We start from the raw sequence: 18,638 nt of genomic DNA on the forward strand, positions 1-18,638 counted from the left end.
ATAGCGGAAATCGGTGTATTCCTGCCGCTATTCTCACGCAATCAACTTATTTGCCAATTTTCAGGTGGTAGCTCGCATAAGGTATAAACGTAACCAGACTGGAAACGCCGGGACCAATAAAAAACGGAAGATAAGCGGCCAGGTCAAACGCGTGCCGACGACGGTCGAACCGAATGCCCGCCGACAACATGCCCCCAAAATTGACGGACCCGCGTCCTAACAGGACAAAGTTCTCCGTAATGAAGGAAAGTTTGGGACTAACTTTCCGAACCAGCCCGAACGAACCGACCACCGAACGGGTCAGTTCGCCATTGGATACACCCCACCCCAGGCCAAATGTCGTGTTGTTTTGCCGATCGCCGGTTGTAACGATACCCTGCAGATACCCGGCACCCTGGATGGATCCCCGCCCTCCGCCAAGCAGAAATCCATCTGATTGAACGCCTATGTACTGCCCACTAACGCCCAGCCGCACCCGATCACTAACTGGAAAAGAAACTTTCGTTGACAGACTGAAGATGGCGATGGGAACGAATGTAAAAAACGTGGTACCAACACTCCAGTTATCCGTGATGCCATACTCGAACTGGCTGAAGTACACCAGATAGTTTCGATAATAAAGTCGCCTTCTTTCGGCCGAGAAAGCCGTTGGTGCGAGCCGCATGGTTTGTGGAAACTGGTTTGGATAGATAGCGCCATCGGCCTGAGCACCCTGTTGCTCCATGCTGACGATTTGATCGGATCGCAGCCGGACTTCACCAAGGTTTTTGGTTCGTATAACAGCTTCAAGGCTATCCTGTTGCACCAGCTCGCCCCGTAGCTGGGTGCCGTCTTTCAATAGAATCGTATAGGTGGGCCTTGATGATACGGGCTGTTTTTTAGGTTGGTAGTAGTCGTCCTGAGCTATAGCCAGATTGGCCATCAACAGAACCGAGAGAAGATAAAGGTGTTTCATGGAGCAAGTTATTCAGCAGCCTGATCAACGCTCATCAATTAACAAACAAATTCGTCCAGTTCAAACTGAATCGCCATGATCTCCGTCTCTCTGGGGTTAGCAAGCTTGTGTGATCAATTGTAGACGAGCAATCGCTTCAATAAAAACCGCATGAAACGCAACGCGCCTGACTGTACGTACAGTCAGGCGCGTTAACAGAAGTCTGGCAGATGCTTATAACGGATTCTGAACGATTGCTTTATTGGCATTAATTTCCCGTCGTGGGATCAAAAACTCCCATTGAACATCGCCGGGCGCTACGTCGAAAATGACCACGACAGCCGAGCTGATGTTGGTTGCCCCATTCCGATTAAGAGCCATGTTCATACGTTTCAGATCCGTGAACCGGAATCCTTCGCCCCACAACTCGATACGCCGGTTAAACAGAATTTCGTCGATTAGCGGAGTTCCTGTTTTCGTTGACTTCACATACGACGGATCACGCTTGCTGACCAGCTCGAACAATGCTGTAGCCGCGGCTGTGGCATTACCCAGCCGTGCCTGCGCTTCGGCCTCGATCAGGTACATTTCAGCCACACGCATGTAGGGAACATCGCCCATGGTGCTGGTCGATGGCGTACCCGGCAGCCGGAACTTTTGGTTCATGTAAGGAGCACGTACACCACCCGTTGGTACGACCGAATTCGTTGCGGTTGGGGCTTTGACCCACATTTTCGACCGGACGTCCGTAGCCGGAATCTGGTCATACAGGGCGCTGTTAATAGTCTTCGGCGTCACCCGAATGTTTGTCGAGTTAAAATTACTGGATATATACGAGTGAAACGCGCCAAAATACTCCGTCTGGTCCTCAACGTGGTCGAAGCCCCACATCCACTCGGGATTGCCGATATCCGAGAATCCCTCCTGGTACTGAGCTACTGTCATTAGCGAAAAGCCTTTTCGGGCTTCAGCCGCGTATTTGGCCGCATCGGCCCAGTTTTGCTGAGTTAATGCAACCCGAGCCTGGAAACCTTTTATCACCTCCAGGTTAATGTGCGACTTGAAACTACGGGTCGAGGTGAGCAACGTGGCGGCATCGGCCAGATCCTTATTGATCTGCGTGTATATTTCCTCTACTGTTGCCCGTGGCAGCCCCGCTGTGGTGGGCGTCAGTACCAGCGGTACGCCAAGCTGACTGTTTGGTTTAGCGGCCGCATCATACCGCTTCCCGTAGAGTTGCACCAGGTTGAAATACGAGAACGCCCGTATCCCCAAAGCCTCTCCTTTGATCTGATTCCGTTCCGCCTGGGTACCCGCAGCGTTGTCTATACTGGTAATGCCAATGTTGGCATTACCGATCAACCGATAATACAATTCGTAAGGCAGTTGATCTCCACTCGATGTTTCCGAACGGTGAGCCTGCCAGCGCTGCTCGGCAAGGTGCCCGGTATTCGACGTATTACTAATTATCAGATCTTCGCCCAGCGCATCGATGATGATCATCATGGCCGGGTGCCCAAAGTGCGCCTGTGAACTTAAGTACCGGACAACCATGGCCCGGTAAATTCCATTGATGGCACTGGCGGCATTTTTTGTGGTTGAATACGCAGCCCCGGCATCGATACTGGCAGTGGGCGCAGTTTCCAGGTATTCTTTTTCGCAGGCTGTTGTCAGCAGGCCCAACGCTAATGCTAGTGTTATATATCTTGCTTTCATGAATTGTCTGAAACTTAAAGCGTAAATGAAACTCCCAGGATAATACTCTTGGCTGGGCTAAATACGTTGCTGGTTACGCCGGTGAAGGTCTGTTGAACGTTCATACCTTTCCGATGAGACAGAATGAGAAAGTTCTCGCCGGTAATGTATACTTGAGCGTTTTCCAGAAATGCCTTGCGGGCCAGCGTGGCGGGCAGTGCGTAGGATAGCGTTACCGAGCGTAGATTCAGGTAACTGGCATCGGTGAGCCAGCGGTCCGATTGCGCATCGAAATCGGAGGTACGGCCAGCGTCCATACGGGGCACGTTGGTGATATCACCGGGAGTCCGCCACCGTTGCAGAATATCGACCGATTTAGCACTGCCATACCCACCCGAACTCATCAGAGCCGCATAGGCGCCATCGTAGGTTTTACCACCCAACTGATAGACCGTCAGCGCCGACAAGGTAATACCTTTAAAGCGGAACGTGTTCGTAAAACCACCCGACAGGGCTGGGATAGATGAGCCATTGTAATGGTAACGGGCGTTGTTGACGCTGGTTGTCAGCGTATCGCCACCTTCCGTAATCCGGGAGTTGGTCGCTACATAGTTAGCGGCACGGTATTGCGCTTCGCCCGTAGCGGGGTTCACGCCTTTGTATTCGCGGAGCCAGTAATCATAAATGGACCGCCCAACGGCCAGCTTTTTGGTCCCGTCGATGATTTCGGGATTCTCATCCGGCATTTTTGTGATCCGGTTTTTTACGCGGGTAGCGTTCAGGTCAAGGCGCCAGGTAAAGTCCTTCGTGCGGATGGGTTCGATACCCAATTCAACCTCCATACCCCGGTTATACATCGTACCGATATTTCGCGTAACGGTCGCAATACCATCCGACAAGGGCAAGGGAACGGCAAAAATCAGGTTGGACGACCGGCGGTCAAAATACTCGATCGTACCGGAAACACGGCCTTTGAACAGGCTGAATTCCAGGGCGGCATCGAACGAATTGCTGGATTCCCAGGCCAGGTTCTGGTTGCCAAGGCTGGTTTGTAGAATACCGGCTTCCGATGCGTTGTTCCAGCTTCCTAAGCCAAACAGCGGTTGCCAGGCATAATAGCTGATGGTATTGTCCAAAGCGTATTGTGCGGTATTTCCTCCGCCGTCATTCCCCGTCTGACCATACGAAGCCCGCAATTTCATGGAGCTGATCGTTGGGATAGCCCGCATAAACGCTTCCTGGTCGATACGCCACGCCCCACTAACGGAGTAGAACGTACCCCAGCGGGAATCTTTGTAAAATTTACTCGACCCATCGCGCCGAACCGAAGCCGACAGGAAGTATTTCTGGTCGTAATCGTAGTTGATCCGAGAGAAGTACCCCTCCACCCGACGCGTGTTGTACACCGAAGCCAGGTTCGTTGTCGTCGTGAAGTTGCCCAACTCGTAGTTGCCATCCACAATTTGCTGCGACCGCGATCCTTCCAGGTTGTTATCGTTGATGCTGAAGTTCTCGTGGCCCAGCAGCACATCGAACGTATTTTTCCCGAACGACTTATTGTAGTTCAGCAACTGGTTGAGGTTATAGCTGGAAATGTTCTGAAATTGGTGCGTCGCACGGCCCGCCGGAGCACCATCGCCTATTTCTGGGTTGCCGTAGGTAAATGTATTTGTGTTAGTAATATCTGTACCGACATTCACCGAGAATTTAAAATCCTTCAAAAACGAAACTTCCGCAAAACCCCGGGCGCCCAATACATTCCGGCGCAGGTAATTCTGGTTCAGCACCGTTTCGGCAACCGAATGGCGACCACCAAACTGGGGCCGGGCCGGTAAACCAAGGGCCGTCAAGTTACCATAATCCCAGCGCCTGTTGCCATTTGGCAGCGTTAGAAACTGGCCGGGGTTTGCCGGATCATACGCATAGACTGGATAGATGGGCCCGATGTTCCGCGAGAAGAAAAATGGGTTCACAAAACTGGTGCTGCCATCAGCATCCGCCTGGTTGGACTTTGAAATGGTCGTCGACAGGTTGGCCCCCACCCGAAACCAGGGTTTCATCTGGGAGTTGATGTTGATCCGGCCCGTGAAGCGATCGAAGTCGGAGCGAATCAGGTAGCCTTTATCGTTCAGATACGACAGGGACACGAAATAATCGGAGTTTTTCTGACCACCGGCAAAGCTTACGTTTAGCTCACTCCGGTTTCCCTGACGCGTAATGGGCTTTTCCCAGTTCAGATCATCGGGCGAATACAACAGCGTAGCGTTCGGGTTCATCTGCCCATCGGTATTGACCAGTTGATTGTCCGGTACATTATATACGTTGTAGCCAACTAAACTAACCAGCCGATTGGTAGCATCGGCGTTTGCGGTAGCCAGAGGTACGGGGTTGGTGGCCCGGTACGCAACGCTGTTCCGGTACGTTTCCCACATTAGTGGATAATATTGGCCAACGCCAACCCGGTCGTACTCCGGCAATCCCCGGCTGCTAAAGCCCTGGGTATACCGTACGTTGATGGTATTCCGGTCTTTCTGGCCCTTTTTGGTCGTAACAACCACAACCCCATTGGCGGCTCGGGCCCCATACAAGGCTGTTGATGCGGCATCTTTCAGGACAGACACACTTTCAATATCGCCTGGGTTGATATTGGCAATGTTGCCCGAATACGGAATGCCATCCACTACATAAAGCGGATCGTTTCCGGATGAGATTGAGCCAAAGCCCCGAATACGAATTTCGGGAGCCGAGCCCGGCTGTCCACTGCCGGCCGTTGTCTGAACACCCGATACCGCACCGGAAAGCGCTTGTGCCACGTTACTCACCCCACGGTTCTGAATTTGTGTTGGCGAAAGCGTACCCGCCGACCCAGTGAATGACGCCCGCTTAGCAGTACCGAACGTGGTCACGATGACTTCATCCAGATTAGCCGCATCGGGTACTAGGCTAACAGTAATGGCCGACTTGTTGCCAATGGCAACTTCCTGCGAGGCAAAGCCAATGAAGCTGAAAACCAAACGACCATTGGCCGGAACGTTTAACCGGTAGTTTCCTTCGGCGTCGGTTGTCGTGCCGCGCGTGGTTCCCTTAAGTTGTACACTTACGCCCGGCAAGCCGGACTTGTCTTCTGATGACGTGACACGGCCCGTCACCAAAAAGTCTTGCGCTAGCACTGGCATACTGAACAGGACAGTTAATAGCCAGATGACTGATAAAGTTTTTTTCATGAAGTGCGACCAGGTAAATGTTTTAATCATTTTTTAATACTGGCCGCGAAATTACAACATTATCATAAAATGCAAGATATTATGTTGTAAAATTTATTAGTACATATATTTAATATCGCGCTTATACATTATTTCACAATTTAATGAATATATATTATTTTTTATCTTTCCGAACTTCAACGCTTACAAGACCTATCAACTAATTTTTAAAACGTATACGCTCCCTCACTGGCTATATGAATATTAATTCTAAAATCAGGTCTATAATACAGTCCAAAAGCGAGTTTTATAAACAATTTTATCTACTTGGATACAATCCCATACATAACCAGAAAAAATTATGATTTTCTGGCTTTAGGCAAAATTATTTTTCTCTTTTCCACCCAAAGACTTGCCGATAAAATTGAGCAATTCTCATTTCCGTTATGTTCATCCGCCTGTCAAAACTATTGGCAGATCAATAGACACGGCTTCCAGTTGATATGTCTATCTGAATCAAGCCAAATTGGTTATTGTTAGCGAGCGTTCACCACCGAGGAACATCTGCTTCGGAAAGGGCAACGGCCTGGAAGCCAATCGATGGCTAGTGGCCAAAAATAAAGGGGCAAAAGCCCCTTTATTTTCTTATTTATTCTGAATCTTTCGTACCCGCTCTTACTTGATTAGTTACGCCCAATGATCAGGTTGTACGCAATATAGGGAGCAACGTACACACGAGTCCGGGGCTGGTAGTACCCGACTACGTATGAATAATATGGCTGCACAATCCCCAAAGCACCAATATCGAATGCATGCCGACTCCGGTTCAGACGAAGTGCGACAGACAACTCAGCCGTATTCCCGCCCAGGTAAGAATTCAGGTAAAAGGTATTGTCGCTAAGAAAAGTCAGGTTACGCGAAATCTTGTGCATGACTCCCACCAGTACATAGGTCATCTTGTTATTCAGGCTGTTTCCGGGATAAATCCGCATCCCATAGCCGAGGGTGGCATTTCGTTGGCTGTCTCCAAAAGACATGAGCCCCTGAAACGCCAATTGCTGGTTCATTTTAAATAAATACCCCTTCTGACTGGGTTGATAGATCGCATTGATGCCAACCCGAAATTGCTCGCCAATCGGAAACGTAAGCTTACTATTGATTCGGATTGTAGCGCCCAATATAGTTTCACGCGCCCCGTTTTCGGGATTGATCGTTCCGAAGAATGGATTGACATTCACGCCGATACTCAGGTTGCGCGAAATGCCGTACTGTAATTCATTTAGTAGCAGAAACGTATTCCGGTAGTATAAGCGTCCTTTTTCAGCATTATAGGCCGTTTGCCCCGTTAACAGCCAGGGTGAAAACCGATTTGGAAACGAGCGGCCTGCCATTACTGGTAATGACGTTTGTTGAGACTGGCTTTGCATAGAATCGACCCGAACAAGCAATTCAGGCTCAAAATAAGTCAACTGCCCGTTGCTCTTCCGAACCGTTATCATGGTGCTGTCCCGGCGAATAAATTTCCCTCGAAGCTGCGTACCATCTTTCAGGATAAATACGGTGTAAGGCAATTCACCAGATGAGGTCGGTTCGGCTGCGTTCGCGGGGCGATTGGCTAAAATAGAAATAACCTGGTCGGCTTCGACAAACGACATATCTCCGTTTTTTTTTCGTACCGAAATAATCGAACTATCCTGCCGGACGACCTGCCCGCGCATCGTTGTCCCATCGCGCATAATCAGGTACGATTGTTTGCGTTGCGTATCCTCCGGCGTAATTTTAATCAGTTGAGCCAACAAAATAGTTGGGCTTAGTAACAAGGCTAGCAGAACTGTTTTCATGGTTGAGGGTGTTGACTTTTATAGAAGCAATATTGATAATTCTATCATGTATACGGTGACAAACCGGCAATTATTTTTCCAGCATATAGCCCAGACCTCCGATTTCCCTTTAGGGTTGGAAATTGACCGGGCCGAAGGCATTTATCTGTACGAACAGGGCGGTCAGGCGGCTTATATGGACCTGATATCGGGCATTGGCGTGAGCAATGTCGGGCATCGGCATCCCCATGTCCTGGCGGCTATCCATAACCAATTGGATAAGTACCTTCACCTGATGGTGTATGGTGAATACGTGCAAACGCCCCAGACGGAGCTTGCCCAGGCTCTTGCCGAAACCTTGCCAGAAAGTCTGAATACCGTTTACTTCACGAACTCTGGCACCGAAGCTGTGGAAGGTGCCATGAAGCTGGCCAAACGCTACACGGGCCGTAGCGAGGTCATTAGCTGTTTCAATGCCTATCATGGGTCTACACAAGGCGCCTTATCGCTCTCCGGCGATGAGAACTTTAAACGAAACTACCGCCCGCTCCTGCCCGATATCCGGCACATCCAGCACGGAAACCGGGCCGACCTTGCGCAGATTACACATCGAACGGCCGCCGTTGTGATGGAAGTCATTTGTGGCGAAGCAGGGGTTCGTGTTCCTGAGGTAGCCTACTTACAGGCTGTCCGCCAGCGCTGTTCCGAGGTAGGTGCGTTGCTGATTTTTGATGAAATTCAGACGGGTTTTGGCCGGACGGGTACCTTCTGGGCGTTTGAAGCCTTTGCCACCATCCCGGATATATTACTTTGCGCCAAAGGCATGGGCGGTGGTATGCCCATTGGGGCCTTTATCAGTTCGGCCGAGATCATGAGCGTATTCAGAAACAACCCGATCCTGGGCCACATCACCACCTTCGGCGGTCACCCGGTTTCGTGCGCGGCCTCGCTGGCTACGCTACAGGTTATACAGAACGAGAAACTTCATGAGCAGGCCGAAGCGAAGGGTCAGTTAATTAAACAGTTGCTGACGCACCCGGCGATTCGGGAGGTACGCGGTAAAGGGCTGATGCTGGCCGTTGAATTCGATTCGTTCGATGTGCTGAAACCCGTCATCGACCGGGCAATCGAAAAGGGCGTCATTACGGACTGGTTCCTGTTCTGTAACAACTCGATGCGGATTGCGCCCCCGTTAATGATCACAGAGGATCAAATCCGGGAAGCCTGCGCCGTCATTCTGTCAGCTATTGACGAGGTTGATCAAGTATCTGATTAGTGTATAGCGATCTGGCCATTTTTACCAGATCGCTACAGGATAAGGAAGCTAGTTGACACCGAATGGACAATTAGGGAAACAGAACGGTAAGCGTGCCAACGAGAAGGGCAATACCGAAGATAATCAATAAACCAATAATCACGGTTTTCAGTAAACTACCTGATTTTTTGGGAATTTGGTCGGCCATATAGTCAAGCTTGTTGTGTGTTATGAAACGAGATAAATGAGGCTTTGATTTTTCCCATTTCGTCTTCGTCAAAATTATAGAGTAAGTCTTCCATATTAACTTACAAAGGAATATTGCCGTGCTTTTTCTTCGGCAACGTCGCCACTTTATTTTCCAGCATGGTGAATGCCCGGATGAGTTTCTGGCGCGTCTGATCGGGCATAATGACCTCGTCGATATAGCCCCGGTTGGCGGCTCTGTACGGGTTGGCGAACTTCTCGGTATAGTCCAGTACTTTCTCCTGCAACTTGGCCTGCGGGTCGTCGGCTTCGGCAATTTCGCGCTTGAAAATAATCTCGGCGGCCCCGCTGGCCCCCATTACGGCAATCTCAGCCGATGGCCAGGCATAGTTCATATCGGCCCCGATGTGCTTGGAGTTCATCACGTCATAAGCACCGCCATAAGCCTTGCGGGTGATGACCGTTACGCGGGGCACGGTGGCTTCGCAGAAGGCGTACAGTAATTTGGCTCCATTCGTGATAATGCCGTTCCACTCCTGATCGGTGCCGGGCAGGAAACCGGGAACATCTTCGAGCACCAACAAAGGCACATTAAAACAGTCGCAGAATCGAACAAACCGGGCCGCTTTGGTACTGGCGTGAATATCGAGCACCCCTGCCAACACGGCGGGCTGGTTGCCCACCACACCGATACTCCGGCCACCAATTCGGGCAAACCCCACGACGATATTCTCCGCAAAATTTCGGTGGACTTCCATAAAGCTGCCCCCATCAACCAGTTCCTCAATCACTTCCCGCATGTCGTAGGGCTGATTGGGGTTGGCCGGAATGATGTCGTTGAGACCTGGCCTCGACTCGTCGGCGGGTTCATAAGCCAGCATGGGCGGCTCGTCTTCGCAATTCTGCGGAATGTAGCTTAGTACCTGTTTTATGTTTTGAATGCAGGTGAGTTCGTTTTCGCAGGAGAAATGCGTGACGCCCGATTTGGTACTGTGGGTACTGGCCCCGCCCAGTTCTTCGGCTGTAACGGTCTCGTGCGTAACGGTTTTCACCACGTTGGGGCCGGTCACGAACATGTAGCTGGTGTTCTCGACCATAAAAATAAAGTCGGTGATAGCCGGGCTATACACCGCGCCACCGGCGCAGGGCCCCATAACGGCCGACAGTTGGGGAATAACCCCCGACGCCCTAGTGTTCCGGTAAAAAATATCGGCGTACCCCGCCAGCGACAGAACTCCTTCCTGAATGCGGGCTCCCCCCGAATCATTCAGACCAACCAACGGCGCCCCGTTTTGTAAGGCCAGATCCATCAGTTTGCAAATCTTCTCCGCATGGGTTTCGGACAAAGCGCCCCCGAAAACGGTAAAGTCCTGCGCAAACACGTAGACCAACCGGCCATTGACCGTCCCATAACCCGTCACGACACCATCGCCCAGGTAATGTTCCTTGTCCAACCCAAAATCGCGGGTGCGGTGCATGACAAACTTGCCAATTTCTTCGAATGAGCCTTCGTCCACCAATAGAGCGATCCGTTCGCGGGCGGTCAATTTCCCTTTTTTATGCTGAGCGTCAATACGTTTCTGCCCACCACCGAGTTCGGCTTCGGCATTTTTCTGAGACAGAATATCGGCTTTTGACGGTTTAGGTGTGTTGGCTTGACTGGACTCTTGAAGGGTTGTAGTAGACATGCAATTGATCGTAGGTAAATGCGTGTAGACAAAGTTAATTTTTCTTGCGGATTCCAACGGTTGAAACCGTTTTTGTCTCTTACATTTATTCACGACCATGCCGCTATGAATCGACTGCTACGCCCGTTTGCTTTACTGATCATTGGCCTATTCCTCGACAGTTGCGGTCGGCCCTATACCCCACCTGTGCCTACCAAAGGTGATATATACCGACCCATTTATGCGGCCTATTCGGCTATGCGGGATGTGCAAACGCTTGCTCCTCAACCACTCAGACGAGTTGGCAAAATTTATACGAAAGATCAGTATCTGTTCATCAATGAAGTGGGTAGCGGCATTCATATTCTGGATAACAGCAAGCCCGAGACACCCGTTCAAGTGGCGTTCATCCGCATTTTGGGCAATCAGGAAATAGCCATCAAAGACAGCATTCTTTACGCTGACAATGTGACGGATCTGGTCGCCCTCAACATTGCCGACCCGCTCAACGTGAGACTCGTAAAACGGATTGAAAATGCATTTGAGTATGCGGCCTATCCACTGGCCACCAACGTTCGCTTCGAATGTCCGGATCGTGACCGGGGCGTTGTTGTTGGCTGGGAGATAGCCGCTATCGAAAATCCGCAATGCTACCGCTAAATACAGAAACCCATCAATCGTATGCGATCAACCCTTTACTTCGTTATGGGACTGTTTCTGCTGGCTTCCTGCAACAAATCTGGTAGCAGTGATGCGCCATCGCCCGGTTCGGGCATCGGCGGTTCCACGGCCCGCTTCACCGTGAGTGGCAATGCGCTGTATACCGTGAGCAGTACGGCCTTGCAAACCTATGATATTTCACAAAGCAGTGATCCAAAGAAGGGCAGCAAAACAACCCTCGGCTTTGGGGTCGAAACGATTTTCCCCTACGGAAACAATCTTTTTATTGGTACGCAAACGGGTATGTACATTTATGACATTACGCAACCTGGAGCGCCAAAATCAGTGGGTCTCTATACCCATATCCTGAGTTGCGATCCGGTGGTGGCCCAGGGAAATTACGCCTACGTAACCTTACGAAGTGGCACCAACTGCCGGAATCAGGCGGTGATAACGAACAGCCTCGACGTTATTGACATCAGTACCATAGCTAAACCTAAACTGTTGAAAAGCTATCCCATGACAAACCCACGCGGCCTTGGTGCCGATGGGAGTCTGCTGTTTGTGGGCGAGGGTGATTATGGGCTCCGGGTAATGGACATCAGTAATCCACTCGATGTCCGGGAGTTGCAGTATTTTCCGAACACTAAAACATACGATGTCATCCCGAACAAAAAACTGCTGATCATTACAGGTCCCGACGGGATTTATCAGTACAGTTATGCCGATCTGAAGCAATTGACGCTGGTCAGTAAAATTCCCGTTCAGCCATGAAACCCATTCCATGGATCGGGTTGCTGCTTCTGGCCTGTCAGCTGACCGTGCAGGCTCAATCTGCTGAGCCGCTTCCTTTCCCACCCCGTTATAACCCGAAATGGGTCGTCAAATTTGCGCCCTTTAGCCTCTTCGACCCCACCAATACGATTCAGTTTGGCCTTGAGCGGCTTATTGGCAAACGCCATTCGATTCACGTTGAAGTGGGTTATGGCTGGGAAGGCATAAGTCTTTGGCGAAACAACCAGCATGCGCGGTATACCGGCATCGAAAATTGGCGCGGACGGGCGGAGTGGCGCTATTACTGGCGGGGTGGTCTATTGGGACCCTATGTGGCGCTCGAAGGGCTGTATAAGCAAGTGACGGCCCAGGAAAATGGCACTATCGGAGTTGGTTGTGAAACCGGCCAATGTCAATATTACCAGATCTTTACGCGCCCTATTTCAAAATACGTTTGGGGCGGACACCTGAAGGTCGGTCGTCAGTTTTCTCTGTTTAACAACGAACGACTTGTGGGCGATTTTTACGGCGGCATTGGTCTTCGCAAAAACAGCGTTGAACGGGTTGCTCAACCCGACGGGTTGTATTACTATCCGGCAAGCGGCTTTACGCTGTTCGACCCCTTTTCATTGAATGCCTATCCCATCATCAGTCTTTCATATGGCCTAAAGATTGGGTACACGTTTTGAGCTTCTTATCGGCTACATTCGTTTGAATATCTAGCTCAATACGCCGGGCAGGCTAAAAATTGGCTTTCTTTGTAAAAACTGCGACCAACTTACGTTTGAAAGCCCTTTACATTACATTACTTTTTATGTTGACCGGGTCGGCGCTTACGGTTGCCCAGCCGCTTGGCGGGCAGCGCATCTTCTCCTTCCTGGATTTGCCGACGCATGCGCGCGTTGCAGCCCTGGGCGGTCAGGTGGCATCTGCCATTGGCCCCGATGGGGCTTATCACCTGAATAACCCGGCCCTGGCTGATTCCGTTAGCCCTAATCTGGCATCCATCAGCCTGATGCCTTACCTGGCCGCGGCCAAATACTATACCATTCAGTACGGGCTACCGATCCGGTCCAAAGACCCGGATCGGCATGCAGGCTGGGCCATTGGCATGCAGTATTTAAGTTATGGCCAGTTTAACTTCACCGATCCGGCCGGAAATACACTGGGTACATTTTCGGCCAACGACTACGCCCTAAGTCTGACTCATTCCCGCACAGAAGGTAATTTCACGCTCGGCGCGACCATCAAAGCCGTTGGTTCAGCCATCGAAACCTACTCCGCCTTTGGTGTTCTGGCTGATTTGGGTGGAGTTTGGCGGCACCCGAATCACAATTTAACCTTCGGGCTGGTCGCCAAAAATGTTGGTTATCTGATCAAGAATTATGGGCCAACCGATGCCAGCCTCCCTTTTGATTTACAGGCGGGCGTGACCCTGAAACCCCAGCATGCCCCCATCCGCCTGACCATAACGGCTCACCACCTGCAGCGATTCGACATCAGTTACAACGATCCGAACCTCAATGTCCGGTACGACCTGAGCGGCAACCCGATTCCAAAGGCCACCAGCGTGACGGAGAAAGTAGCTCGCCACCTAAGCGTTGGCGCGGAATTACTTGTCAGTAAAAACGTGCATTTATTGGTGGGTTATAACCACCAGAAACGGGCGGAAGGCACCCTGACAACCGGTGGAGGGGGCGCAGGTATATCGTTTGGGGCGTCGGTACAGGCCAAAGCGTTTCAACTTACCTACGGCCGGTTTACCTCGGTGCCCACAGCAGGCACCAGTCAGTTATCCATACGTATTGATCTGGACCGGTTGATGAAGTAATGAATCGGGGCCTTCTCGCCATAGATTTGCTTTCTCATTGAGCCATTTTCCTATTTCCTTTGTTTCTAAAGTAAGGAGCGCCCAACTCGCTCCGTTTTTTCAATGACCCAATCACTCAAAGACCTTACCCCACGGCAAATCGTTGCCGAATTAGATCAGTACATCATCGGCCAGCACGACGCCAAGCGCAATGTAGCCATCGCCCTTCGCAACCGCTGGCGCCGGATGAACAGCGTCGCCGATATGCAACGTGAGATCACACCAAATAATATTCTGATGATCGGGGCAACCGGCGTTGGTAAAACAGAAATTGCCCGGCGGTTGGCCAAAATTGCCGACGCGCCCTTTATCAAGGTAGAAGCGTCTAAATTTACCGAAGTTGGGTATGTTGGCCGCGATGTAGAAAGCATGGTGCGCGACCTGGTCGAGCAATCGGTCAACATGGTTCGGGCAGCTAAAAAAGAGGCCGTTCAGGCAAAAGCCCACCAATTGGTTGAAGATGCAATTCTGGATATTCTGATTCCGTCCGTTAAGCCCGCCAACGGGCAGATGGGTTTTGAGAACGACAACAAAGATTCGGACGCCGAACTGAACGAACGCACCCGCGAACGGTTCCGAGAAAAAATCCGCTCCGGCGAGATGGACGATCGGAAAATTGACATCGACGTGCAGCAGAACCAAACGCCCAACATTGGTATCATGGGTGGCGCGGTCGATGATCTTTCGATGATGAATATTCAGGAGATGATTGGCGGAATGATGCCAAAACGGGGTAAAAAACGCAAGGTAACCATCGCCGAAGCCCGTAAAATCCTGCTGGAAGAAGAAGCTGCCAAGCTGATCGACATGGACGAAGTGAAAGAGGAAGCCATCCGAAAAGCCGAAGATGCCGGAATTATTTTCATCGATGAAATCGACAAGGTAGCCTCGGCCCGTTCGGGCAATGGCGGTGGCGGACCCGATGTCAGTCGGGAGGGCGTTCAGCGGGATTTGCTACCCATTGTAGAAGGCAGTGCGGTGAATACCAAGTACGGCGTTATTCATACCGACCACATTCTGTTCATTGCGGCCGGGGCATTCCATGTGGCCAAGCCCAGCGATTTAATTCCTGAACTACAGGGCCGTTTTCCCATTCGCGTCGAGTTACAAAGCCTGTCGGAAGACGACTTCTACCAGATTTTGAAAGAGCCTAAAAACGCATTGACCAAACAGTACGAAGCGATGCTCCAGGCAGAAGATGTAGATCTAACCTTCCAGGATGACGCCCTGCGCGAGTTGGCCCGGATCGCCTTTGAGGTCAACAGTGATGTGGAGAACATTGGTGCCCGCCGGTTGCAAACGGTGCTTAGTCACCTGATGAACGACTTTATGTTCGACATTCCCGACGTTATCGGGGCCAATGCGCACGTGGTCATTACCAAAGAGCTTGTCAACGACAAACTGAATGGGCTGGTAAAAAATCGGGACCTGAGTCAGTTCATCCTGTAGTCTTATTCGTTTATATATAGCAAAAAAAAGTCCCGCCTGACGGGGCTTTTTTTTGCTATATATACGATCTATTCGTTATCCAGCTCAACGCCCGACTCCATGGCTGCGGCTTCGTCGTCTGTGGTGGCTGCGTCGAACTCATTGGAGTCAAAATCGGTCTGATCCAGGGTTGTCTCCTGAGGTTCTTGATTTTCCATTCGCTACCTTGTTTTTCTACTTATGAAGTTAAACTGCACCTGCACATTCGGTTAACGAACCTGCGGCCGCGCTCGTTTAGGGCCAACCAGCCCAACCAGGCCGGCTAAGCCAAAAAAGCCAATCCAGTCAAAATTCGTCTCATGATCTTCCGTATCTCGTTGACTGGTCTTCACGGTATTATCACCGTCGTAGCCTTTTTCGGAGCGCGGAGTTTGGCTAATGCCCGGTGTAACGCTCAAAAGTACTGCGCTGGTAGCCAGTACACCTGTAATGAGCACAACGGTTCGCATCGCCGTATTATCGCGACTTCGGTTCCGTCTCATACCCAGCAAACCGGCCAGGCCAGCCAAACCGATCCAGCCATAACTACTGAATTGATTTTTGCTATCCTTTTGGGATGCATCCTCGTAGGGACTCGAATTTTCTTCGCTGCTGGTTTGACTGAACGCCGGTGATCCACCAACGAAGAGAGCAACCAGGGCAACGAAAGAAACAAGGGCTCGTAACTTCTTCATAACGCTTGAGCTATCTATGAGTACATGGTTGAAATCGGTTTCCATCCCCGCTACCTGTGTCAGCCAGAACAGATTTTTCTGGATGGATGCGGTGTATAAAGTTCGAAATTGCCGTTCTCTGGCCTTTAAACTCCTGTTCAGGGGCCTACCGCTTGTGGGCTCCTGAACAGGGGTTTGCTCATCGCTATCTTCTGTTATTCGCTTATTTTTCCGGAGGTGTGCTTGTTGTCGACGATGAGCTGCCACTCTGGCTACCGCTGTTTCGTTTCGATTTTCGACCACTGCCGCCCGTTCCCTGGGTAGTCCCCTGGCTTCCTGAACCTGACTGGGTAGATACCGAGCCACTGCCGGTGGTACCCGTACCTGTTGTTCCGGTGGTACCAGTGCCCATCGTATTGCCGCTGCTACCGGAAGAGCCCGTGCCCATGGTGCTGCCACTGCCCGAGGTGCCACCCGTCGTTGACCCACTGCTGCCTGTACCGGTGGAACCTGATGTACCACTACCTGTTGTGCCCGACCCTGTGGTTGAGGTGGACCCATTCGTAGAACTACCTGAGTTTGTTGTTTGCGCTTGTGCGCTGAAGGCGGCTACTGCCAGTACCATCGCCCCCATAACTACTACCTTCTTCATACGCTTAGCTTTTTTACGAGTTATTGATTGACTCCCTCAACTAACCCGTATAGGCAGAAGATAGGCCTGATAATAAGCGCGATAAGTGAGGATACGGTCGGAGTTACTGAAAGGATACTGCCTGTTCTTCAGTCTTGCACCAGACCCTCATAAAGTATATGATGGAACATCTTAACCAGATCCTACGGCGTTTATCGTTTGCACATGCCAGACGACGATAGACGAAATGGGATTTGTTCCGCCGTTCGATAGCCCCTGACACCGAAATTAATTTAATCGCTAAACCCGTAACCCGATGACAAAAAAGATTGGCCTCGTATTGATGGGCTTACTGGCGGTGGTCATTGGCGTCATCGGCTGGAACAGTCCCGACGTTCACGAACTCAGTACACAGTCCTTTCTTCGAGGAACCGGAGCGCTTCCAACGTTGCCTGGACAGTGCCGTAGCCTCATCGGCTAAGGCAGCAAGAGCCCTTGCCCAACGGCGTACTTGGCCTTAACAAACCCGTTCCAGTCCCTGAAATCAGGCGATCTCACGAATTGGATCACGGGTTCTTAGCCGTAAGACCAGCAACGCCAGAGTGCTCCAAATGAGCAATTGCCAGGTAACCATGGACCAACCGCCCCAGGCCCAGCACTGAATGCCAACAAAGGTACCAATGGCCCCACCCAGGAAATAGGTTGTCATGTAAACCGTATTGATGCGACTATGCGCGGAGCTATCCAGGGTATAAATCAACGCGGTGTTGGTTACCTGCGTTGACTGAGCGCCCAGATCAAGCAGCAAAACAGTCAGGACAAAGGCAATCGCCGAAAATGGGAACACTTTAACAATCAATACACTGACAATAATGAGTGAGATCGTCACCAGTCGCACCTGGTTGGCATTTCCCTTGTCGGCCAGCTTACCAAAATAAGGTGCCATCAGGGCAGCCCCAATGGCTAGCAGGCCAAATAAACCAATGGTTCCGGTCTGGTACCGAAACGGCGGACCACTCAGGTGAAACGTGAGGGTAGTCCAGAACGAGCAGAAAGTACCGAAAACCAGCGCACCCAGAAGAGCCGTTTGGCGCAGTAACGCAAAGCGTTTTATCTGGTGAATTGTTGAGGCCAGTAGCTGACCGTAGGTACCCGTAAATTCGGAAGCTACATTGGGCAGTGAAACCTGAAGCGCCACGGTCACCACCGTTACCATGGCCGCCGAAATGCCATATACATACCGCCAGCCCAGCCATTCGGCAACAAAGCCGCTGAAGACGCGGGCAAACAGGACGCCCACCAGAATACCGGTGAAAATGATTCCGACAATTCGCCCCCGGTTTTCACGCGCCAGGCTGGCCGCCATCGGTACAATGATCTGTACCGAAACGGCCGATAAGCCGATGAGAAAACTCATGATGCTCACCAGCAACAACGTGTTGGCAAAGGTCATGCAAATCAGCGCAATGATCAGGAGAATCTGCAACAACAGCATCAACCGTTTTCGGTTTACTTTATCGCCCAGCGGTGTCAGAAAAAAAAGGCCAACTCCATAGCCTGCCTGCGCCAGTACAGCCACTCGGCCAACCTCGTTTTCACTGGCATGAAACGACCGGGCCAAATGGGGTAAAATAGGTTGATTGTAATAAATATTGGCGACACATATGCCCGCCGAAATAGCCATGATGGCAATCTGGGTGGCTGTTAAACCACTGCTTTTTACGTTGATCGACTGTTCCACAGGTAAATGACTGTCAGATGCACGCATTGTTTAAAAAAGT

16 protein-coding genes are annotated in these 18,638 nt (G+C 51.0%); 7 read left to right on the forward strand and 9 right to left on the reverse strand.

The features are described from left to right. Positions 1 to 46: 46 nt before the first annotated feature. The 4 genes from ACYVAM_RS18745 to ACYVAM_RS18760 all read right to left on the reverse strand — a co-directional run bounded on the left by ACYVAM_RS18745 (position 47) and on the right by ACYVAM_RS18760 (position 7,673). On the reverse strand, positions 47 to 955 hold the full coding sequence (locus ACYVAM_RS18745) for a hypothetical protein (RefSeq protein ID WP_461069778.1): 909 nt from the start codon (positions 953 to 955) through the stop codon (positions 47 to 49). 213 nt (positions 956 to 1,168) lie between these two features. After that, positions 1,169 to 2,650, reverse strand: a complete 1,482-nt coding sequence (locus ACYVAM_RS18750; protein WP_461069780.1) for a RagB/SusD family nutrient uptake outer membrane protein — start codon at positions 2,648 to 2,650, stop codon at positions 1,169 to 1,171. Positions 2,651 to 2,664: 14 nt separating this feature from the next. After that, entirely contained in the window at positions 2,665 to 5,853 is a 3,189-nt protein-coding gene (locus tag ACYVAM_RS18755; protein WP_461069782.1) for a SusC/RagA family TonB-linked outer membrane protein, read from the reverse strand. Positions 5,854 to 6,515: 662 nt separating this feature from the next. Next, positions 6,516 to 7,673 (reverse strand): hypothetical protein, encoded by a 1,158-nt coding sequence (locus tag ACYVAM_RS18760; RefSeq protein ID WP_461069784.1) that lies wholly within the window; start codon positions 7,671 to 7,673, stop codon positions 6,516 to 6,518. Positions 7,674 to 7,719: 46 nt separating this feature from the next. Between ACYVAM_RS18760 and ACYVAM_RS18765 the strand changes: the two genes are divergently transcribed. After that, entirely contained in the window at positions 7,720 to 8,928 is a 1,209-nt protein-coding gene (locus tag ACYVAM_RS18765) for an aspartate aminotransferase family protein (RefSeq protein ID WP_461069786.1), read from the forward strand. 287 nt (positions 8,929 to 9,215) lie between these two features. On the opposite strand, the gene ACYVAM_RS18770 is transcribed toward ACYVAM_RS18765, so the two are convergent. Next, the gene (locus ACYVAM_RS18770; protein ID WP_461069788.1) at positions 9,216 to 10,802 is read right to left on the reverse strand and encodes an acyl-CoA carboxylase subunit beta; all 1,587 of its coding nucleotides are present in this window, start codon (positions 10,800 to 10,802) and stop codon (positions 9,216 to 9,218) included. Positions 10,803 to 10,907: 105 nt separating this feature from the next. Here ACYVAM_RS18770 and ACYVAM_RS18775 point away from each other — a divergent pair, with 105 nt between their 5' ends. The 5 genes from ACYVAM_RS18775 (at position 10,908) to hslU (ending at position 15,534) form a co-directional block, all read left to right on the forward strand. Continuing rightward, a complete protein-coding gene (locus tag ACYVAM_RS18775; protein ID WP_461069790.1) occupies positions 10,908 to 11,441 on the forward strand; it encodes a hypothetical protein in 534 nt (177 codons plus the stop codon). Positions 11,442 to 11,462: 21 nt separating this feature from the next. Beyond that, on the forward strand, positions 11,463 to 12,215 hold the full coding sequence (locus ACYVAM_RS18780; protein ID WP_461069792.1) for an LVIVD repeat-containing protein: 753 nt from the start codon (positions 11,463 to 11,465) through the stop codon (positions 12,213 to 12,215). After that, a complete protein-coding gene (locus ACYVAM_RS18785) occupies positions 12,212 to 12,904 on the forward strand; it encodes a hypothetical protein (RefSeq protein ID WP_461069794.1) in 693 nt (230 codons plus the stop codon). The genes ACYVAM_RS18780 and ACYVAM_RS18785 overlap by 4 nt, the downstream gene beginning before the upstream one ends. 95 nt (positions 12,905 to 12,999) lie before the next feature. Continuing rightward, the gene (gene porQ, locus ACYVAM_RS18790) at positions 13,000 to 14,046 is read left to right on the forward strand and encodes a type IX secretion system protein PorQ (RefSeq protein ID WP_461069796.1); all 1,047 of its coding nucleotides are present in this window, start codon (positions 13,000 to 13,002) and stop codon (positions 14,044 to 14,046) included. 102 nt (positions 14,047 to 14,148) lie between these two features. Beyond that, complete coding sequence (gene hslU / locus ACYVAM_RS18795) at positions 14,149 to 15,534, forward strand: ATP-dependent protease ATPase subunit HslU (RefSeq protein WP_461069798.1); 1,386 nt, start codon at positions 14,149 to 14,151, stop codon at positions 15,532 to 15,534. Positions 15,535 to 15,602: 68 nt separating this feature from the next. On the opposite strand, the gene ACYVAM_RS18800 is transcribed toward hslU, so the two are convergent. The 3 genes from ACYVAM_RS18800 to ACYVAM_RS18810 form a co-directional block, all read right to left on the reverse strand. Next, positions 15,603 to 15,731: a hypothetical protein gene (locus ACYVAM_RS18800; RefSeq protein ID WP_461069800.1), complete on the reverse strand. Its 129-nt coding sequence runs from the start codon at positions 15,729 to 15,731 to the stop codon at positions 15,603 to 15,605. Positions 15,732 to 15,782: 51 nt separating this feature from the next. Then, a complete protein-coding gene (locus tag ACYVAM_RS18805; protein ID WP_461069802.1) occupies positions 15,783 to 16,247 on the reverse strand; it encodes a WGxxGxxG family protein in 465 nt (154 codons plus the stop codon). Between the two features lie 202 nt (positions 16,248 to 16,449). Continuing rightward, positions 16,450 to 16,878, reverse strand: a complete 429-nt coding sequence (locus ACYVAM_RS18810; protein WP_461069804.1) for a hypothetical protein — start codon at positions 16,876 to 16,878, stop codon at positions 16,450 to 16,452. 295 nt (positions 16,879 to 17,173) lie between these two features. Between ACYVAM_RS18810 and ACYVAM_RS18815 the strand changes: the two genes are divergently transcribed. Then, on the forward strand, positions 17,174 to 17,338 hold the full coding sequence (locus tag ACYVAM_RS18815; RefSeq protein ID WP_461069806.1) for a hypothetical protein: 165 nt from the start codon (positions 17,174 to 17,176) through the stop codon (positions 17,336 to 17,338). 63 nt (positions 17,339 to 17,401) lie between these two features. On the opposite strand, the gene ACYVAM_RS18820 is transcribed toward ACYVAM_RS18815, so the two are convergent. Further along, on the reverse strand, positions 17,402 to 18,625 hold the full coding sequence (locus ACYVAM_RS18820; RefSeq protein ID WP_461069808.1) for an MFS transporter: 1,224 nt from the start codon (positions 18,623 to 18,625) through the stop codon (positions 17,402 to 17,404). Positions 18,626 to 18,638: the final 13 nt, after the last annotated feature.

The sequence above is a fragment of the Spirosoma horti genome, assembly GCF_054776595.1.

Excerpts from the sequence above, each read along its gene's own strand:
- ACYVAM_RS18800 (WP_461069800.1), bottom strand. The coding sequence starts at position 15,731 with ATGGAAAATCAAGAACCTCAGGAGACAACCCTGGATCAGACCGATTTT.
- ACYVAM_RS18815 (WP_461069806.1), top strand. The coding sequence starts at position 17,174 with ATGACAAAAAAGATTGGCCTCGTATTGATGGGCTTACTGGCGGTGGTC.
- ACYVAM_RS18770 (WP_461069788.1), bottom strand. The coding sequence starts at position 10,802 with ATGTCTACTACAACCCTTCAAGAGTCCAGTCAAGCCAACACACCTAAA.
- ACYVAM_RS18805 (WP_461069802.1), bottom strand. The coding sequence starts at position 16,247 with ATGAAGAAGTTACGAGCCCTTGTTTCTTTCGTTGCCCTGGTTGCTCTC.
- ACYVAM_RS18820 (WP_461069808.1), bottom strand. The coding sequence starts at position 18,625 with ATGCGTGCATCTGACAGTCATTTACCTGTGGAACAGTCGATCAACGTA.
- ACYVAM_RS18755 (WP_461069782.1), bottom strand. The coding sequence starts at position 5,853 with ATGAAAAAAACTTTATCAGTCATCTGGCTATTAACTGTCCTGTTCAGT.
- ACYVAM_RS18775 (WP_461069790.1), top strand. The coding sequence starts at position 10,908 with ATGAATCGACTGCTACGCCCGTTTGCTTTACTGATCATTGGCCTATTC.
- ACYVAM_RS18760 (WP_461069784.1), bottom strand. The coding sequence starts at position 7,673 with ATGAAAACAGTTCTGCTAGCCTTGTTACTAAGCCCAACTATTTTGTTG.
- ACYVAM_RS18745 (WP_461069778.1), bottom strand. The coding sequence starts at position 955 with ATGAAACACCTTTATCTTCTCTCGGTTCTGTTGATGGCCAATCTGGCT.
- hslU (WP_461069798.1), top strand. The coding sequence starts at position 14,149 with ATGACCCAATCACTCAAAGACCTTACCCCACGGCAAATCGTTGCCGAA.
- ACYVAM_RS18785 (WP_461069794.1), top strand. The coding sequence starts at position 12,212 with ATGAAACCCATTCCATGGATCGGGTTGCTGCTTCTGGCCTGTCAGCTG.
- ACYVAM_RS18750 (WP_461069780.1), bottom strand. The coding sequence starts at position 2,650 with ATGAAAGCAAGATATATAACACTAGCATTAGCGTTGGGCCTGCTGACA.
- ACYVAM_RS18765 (WP_461069786.1), top strand. The coding sequence starts at position 7,720 with ATGTATACGGTGACAAACCGGCAATTATTTTTCCAGCATATAGCCCAG.
- ACYVAM_RS18780 (WP_461069792.1), top strand. The coding sequence starts at position 11,463 with ATGCGATCAACCCTTTACTTCGTTATGGGACTGTTTCTGCTGGCTTCC.
- ACYVAM_RS18810 (WP_461069804.1), bottom strand. The coding sequence starts at position 16,878 with ATGAAGAAGGTAGTAGTTATGGGGGCGATGGTACTGGCAGTAGCCGCC.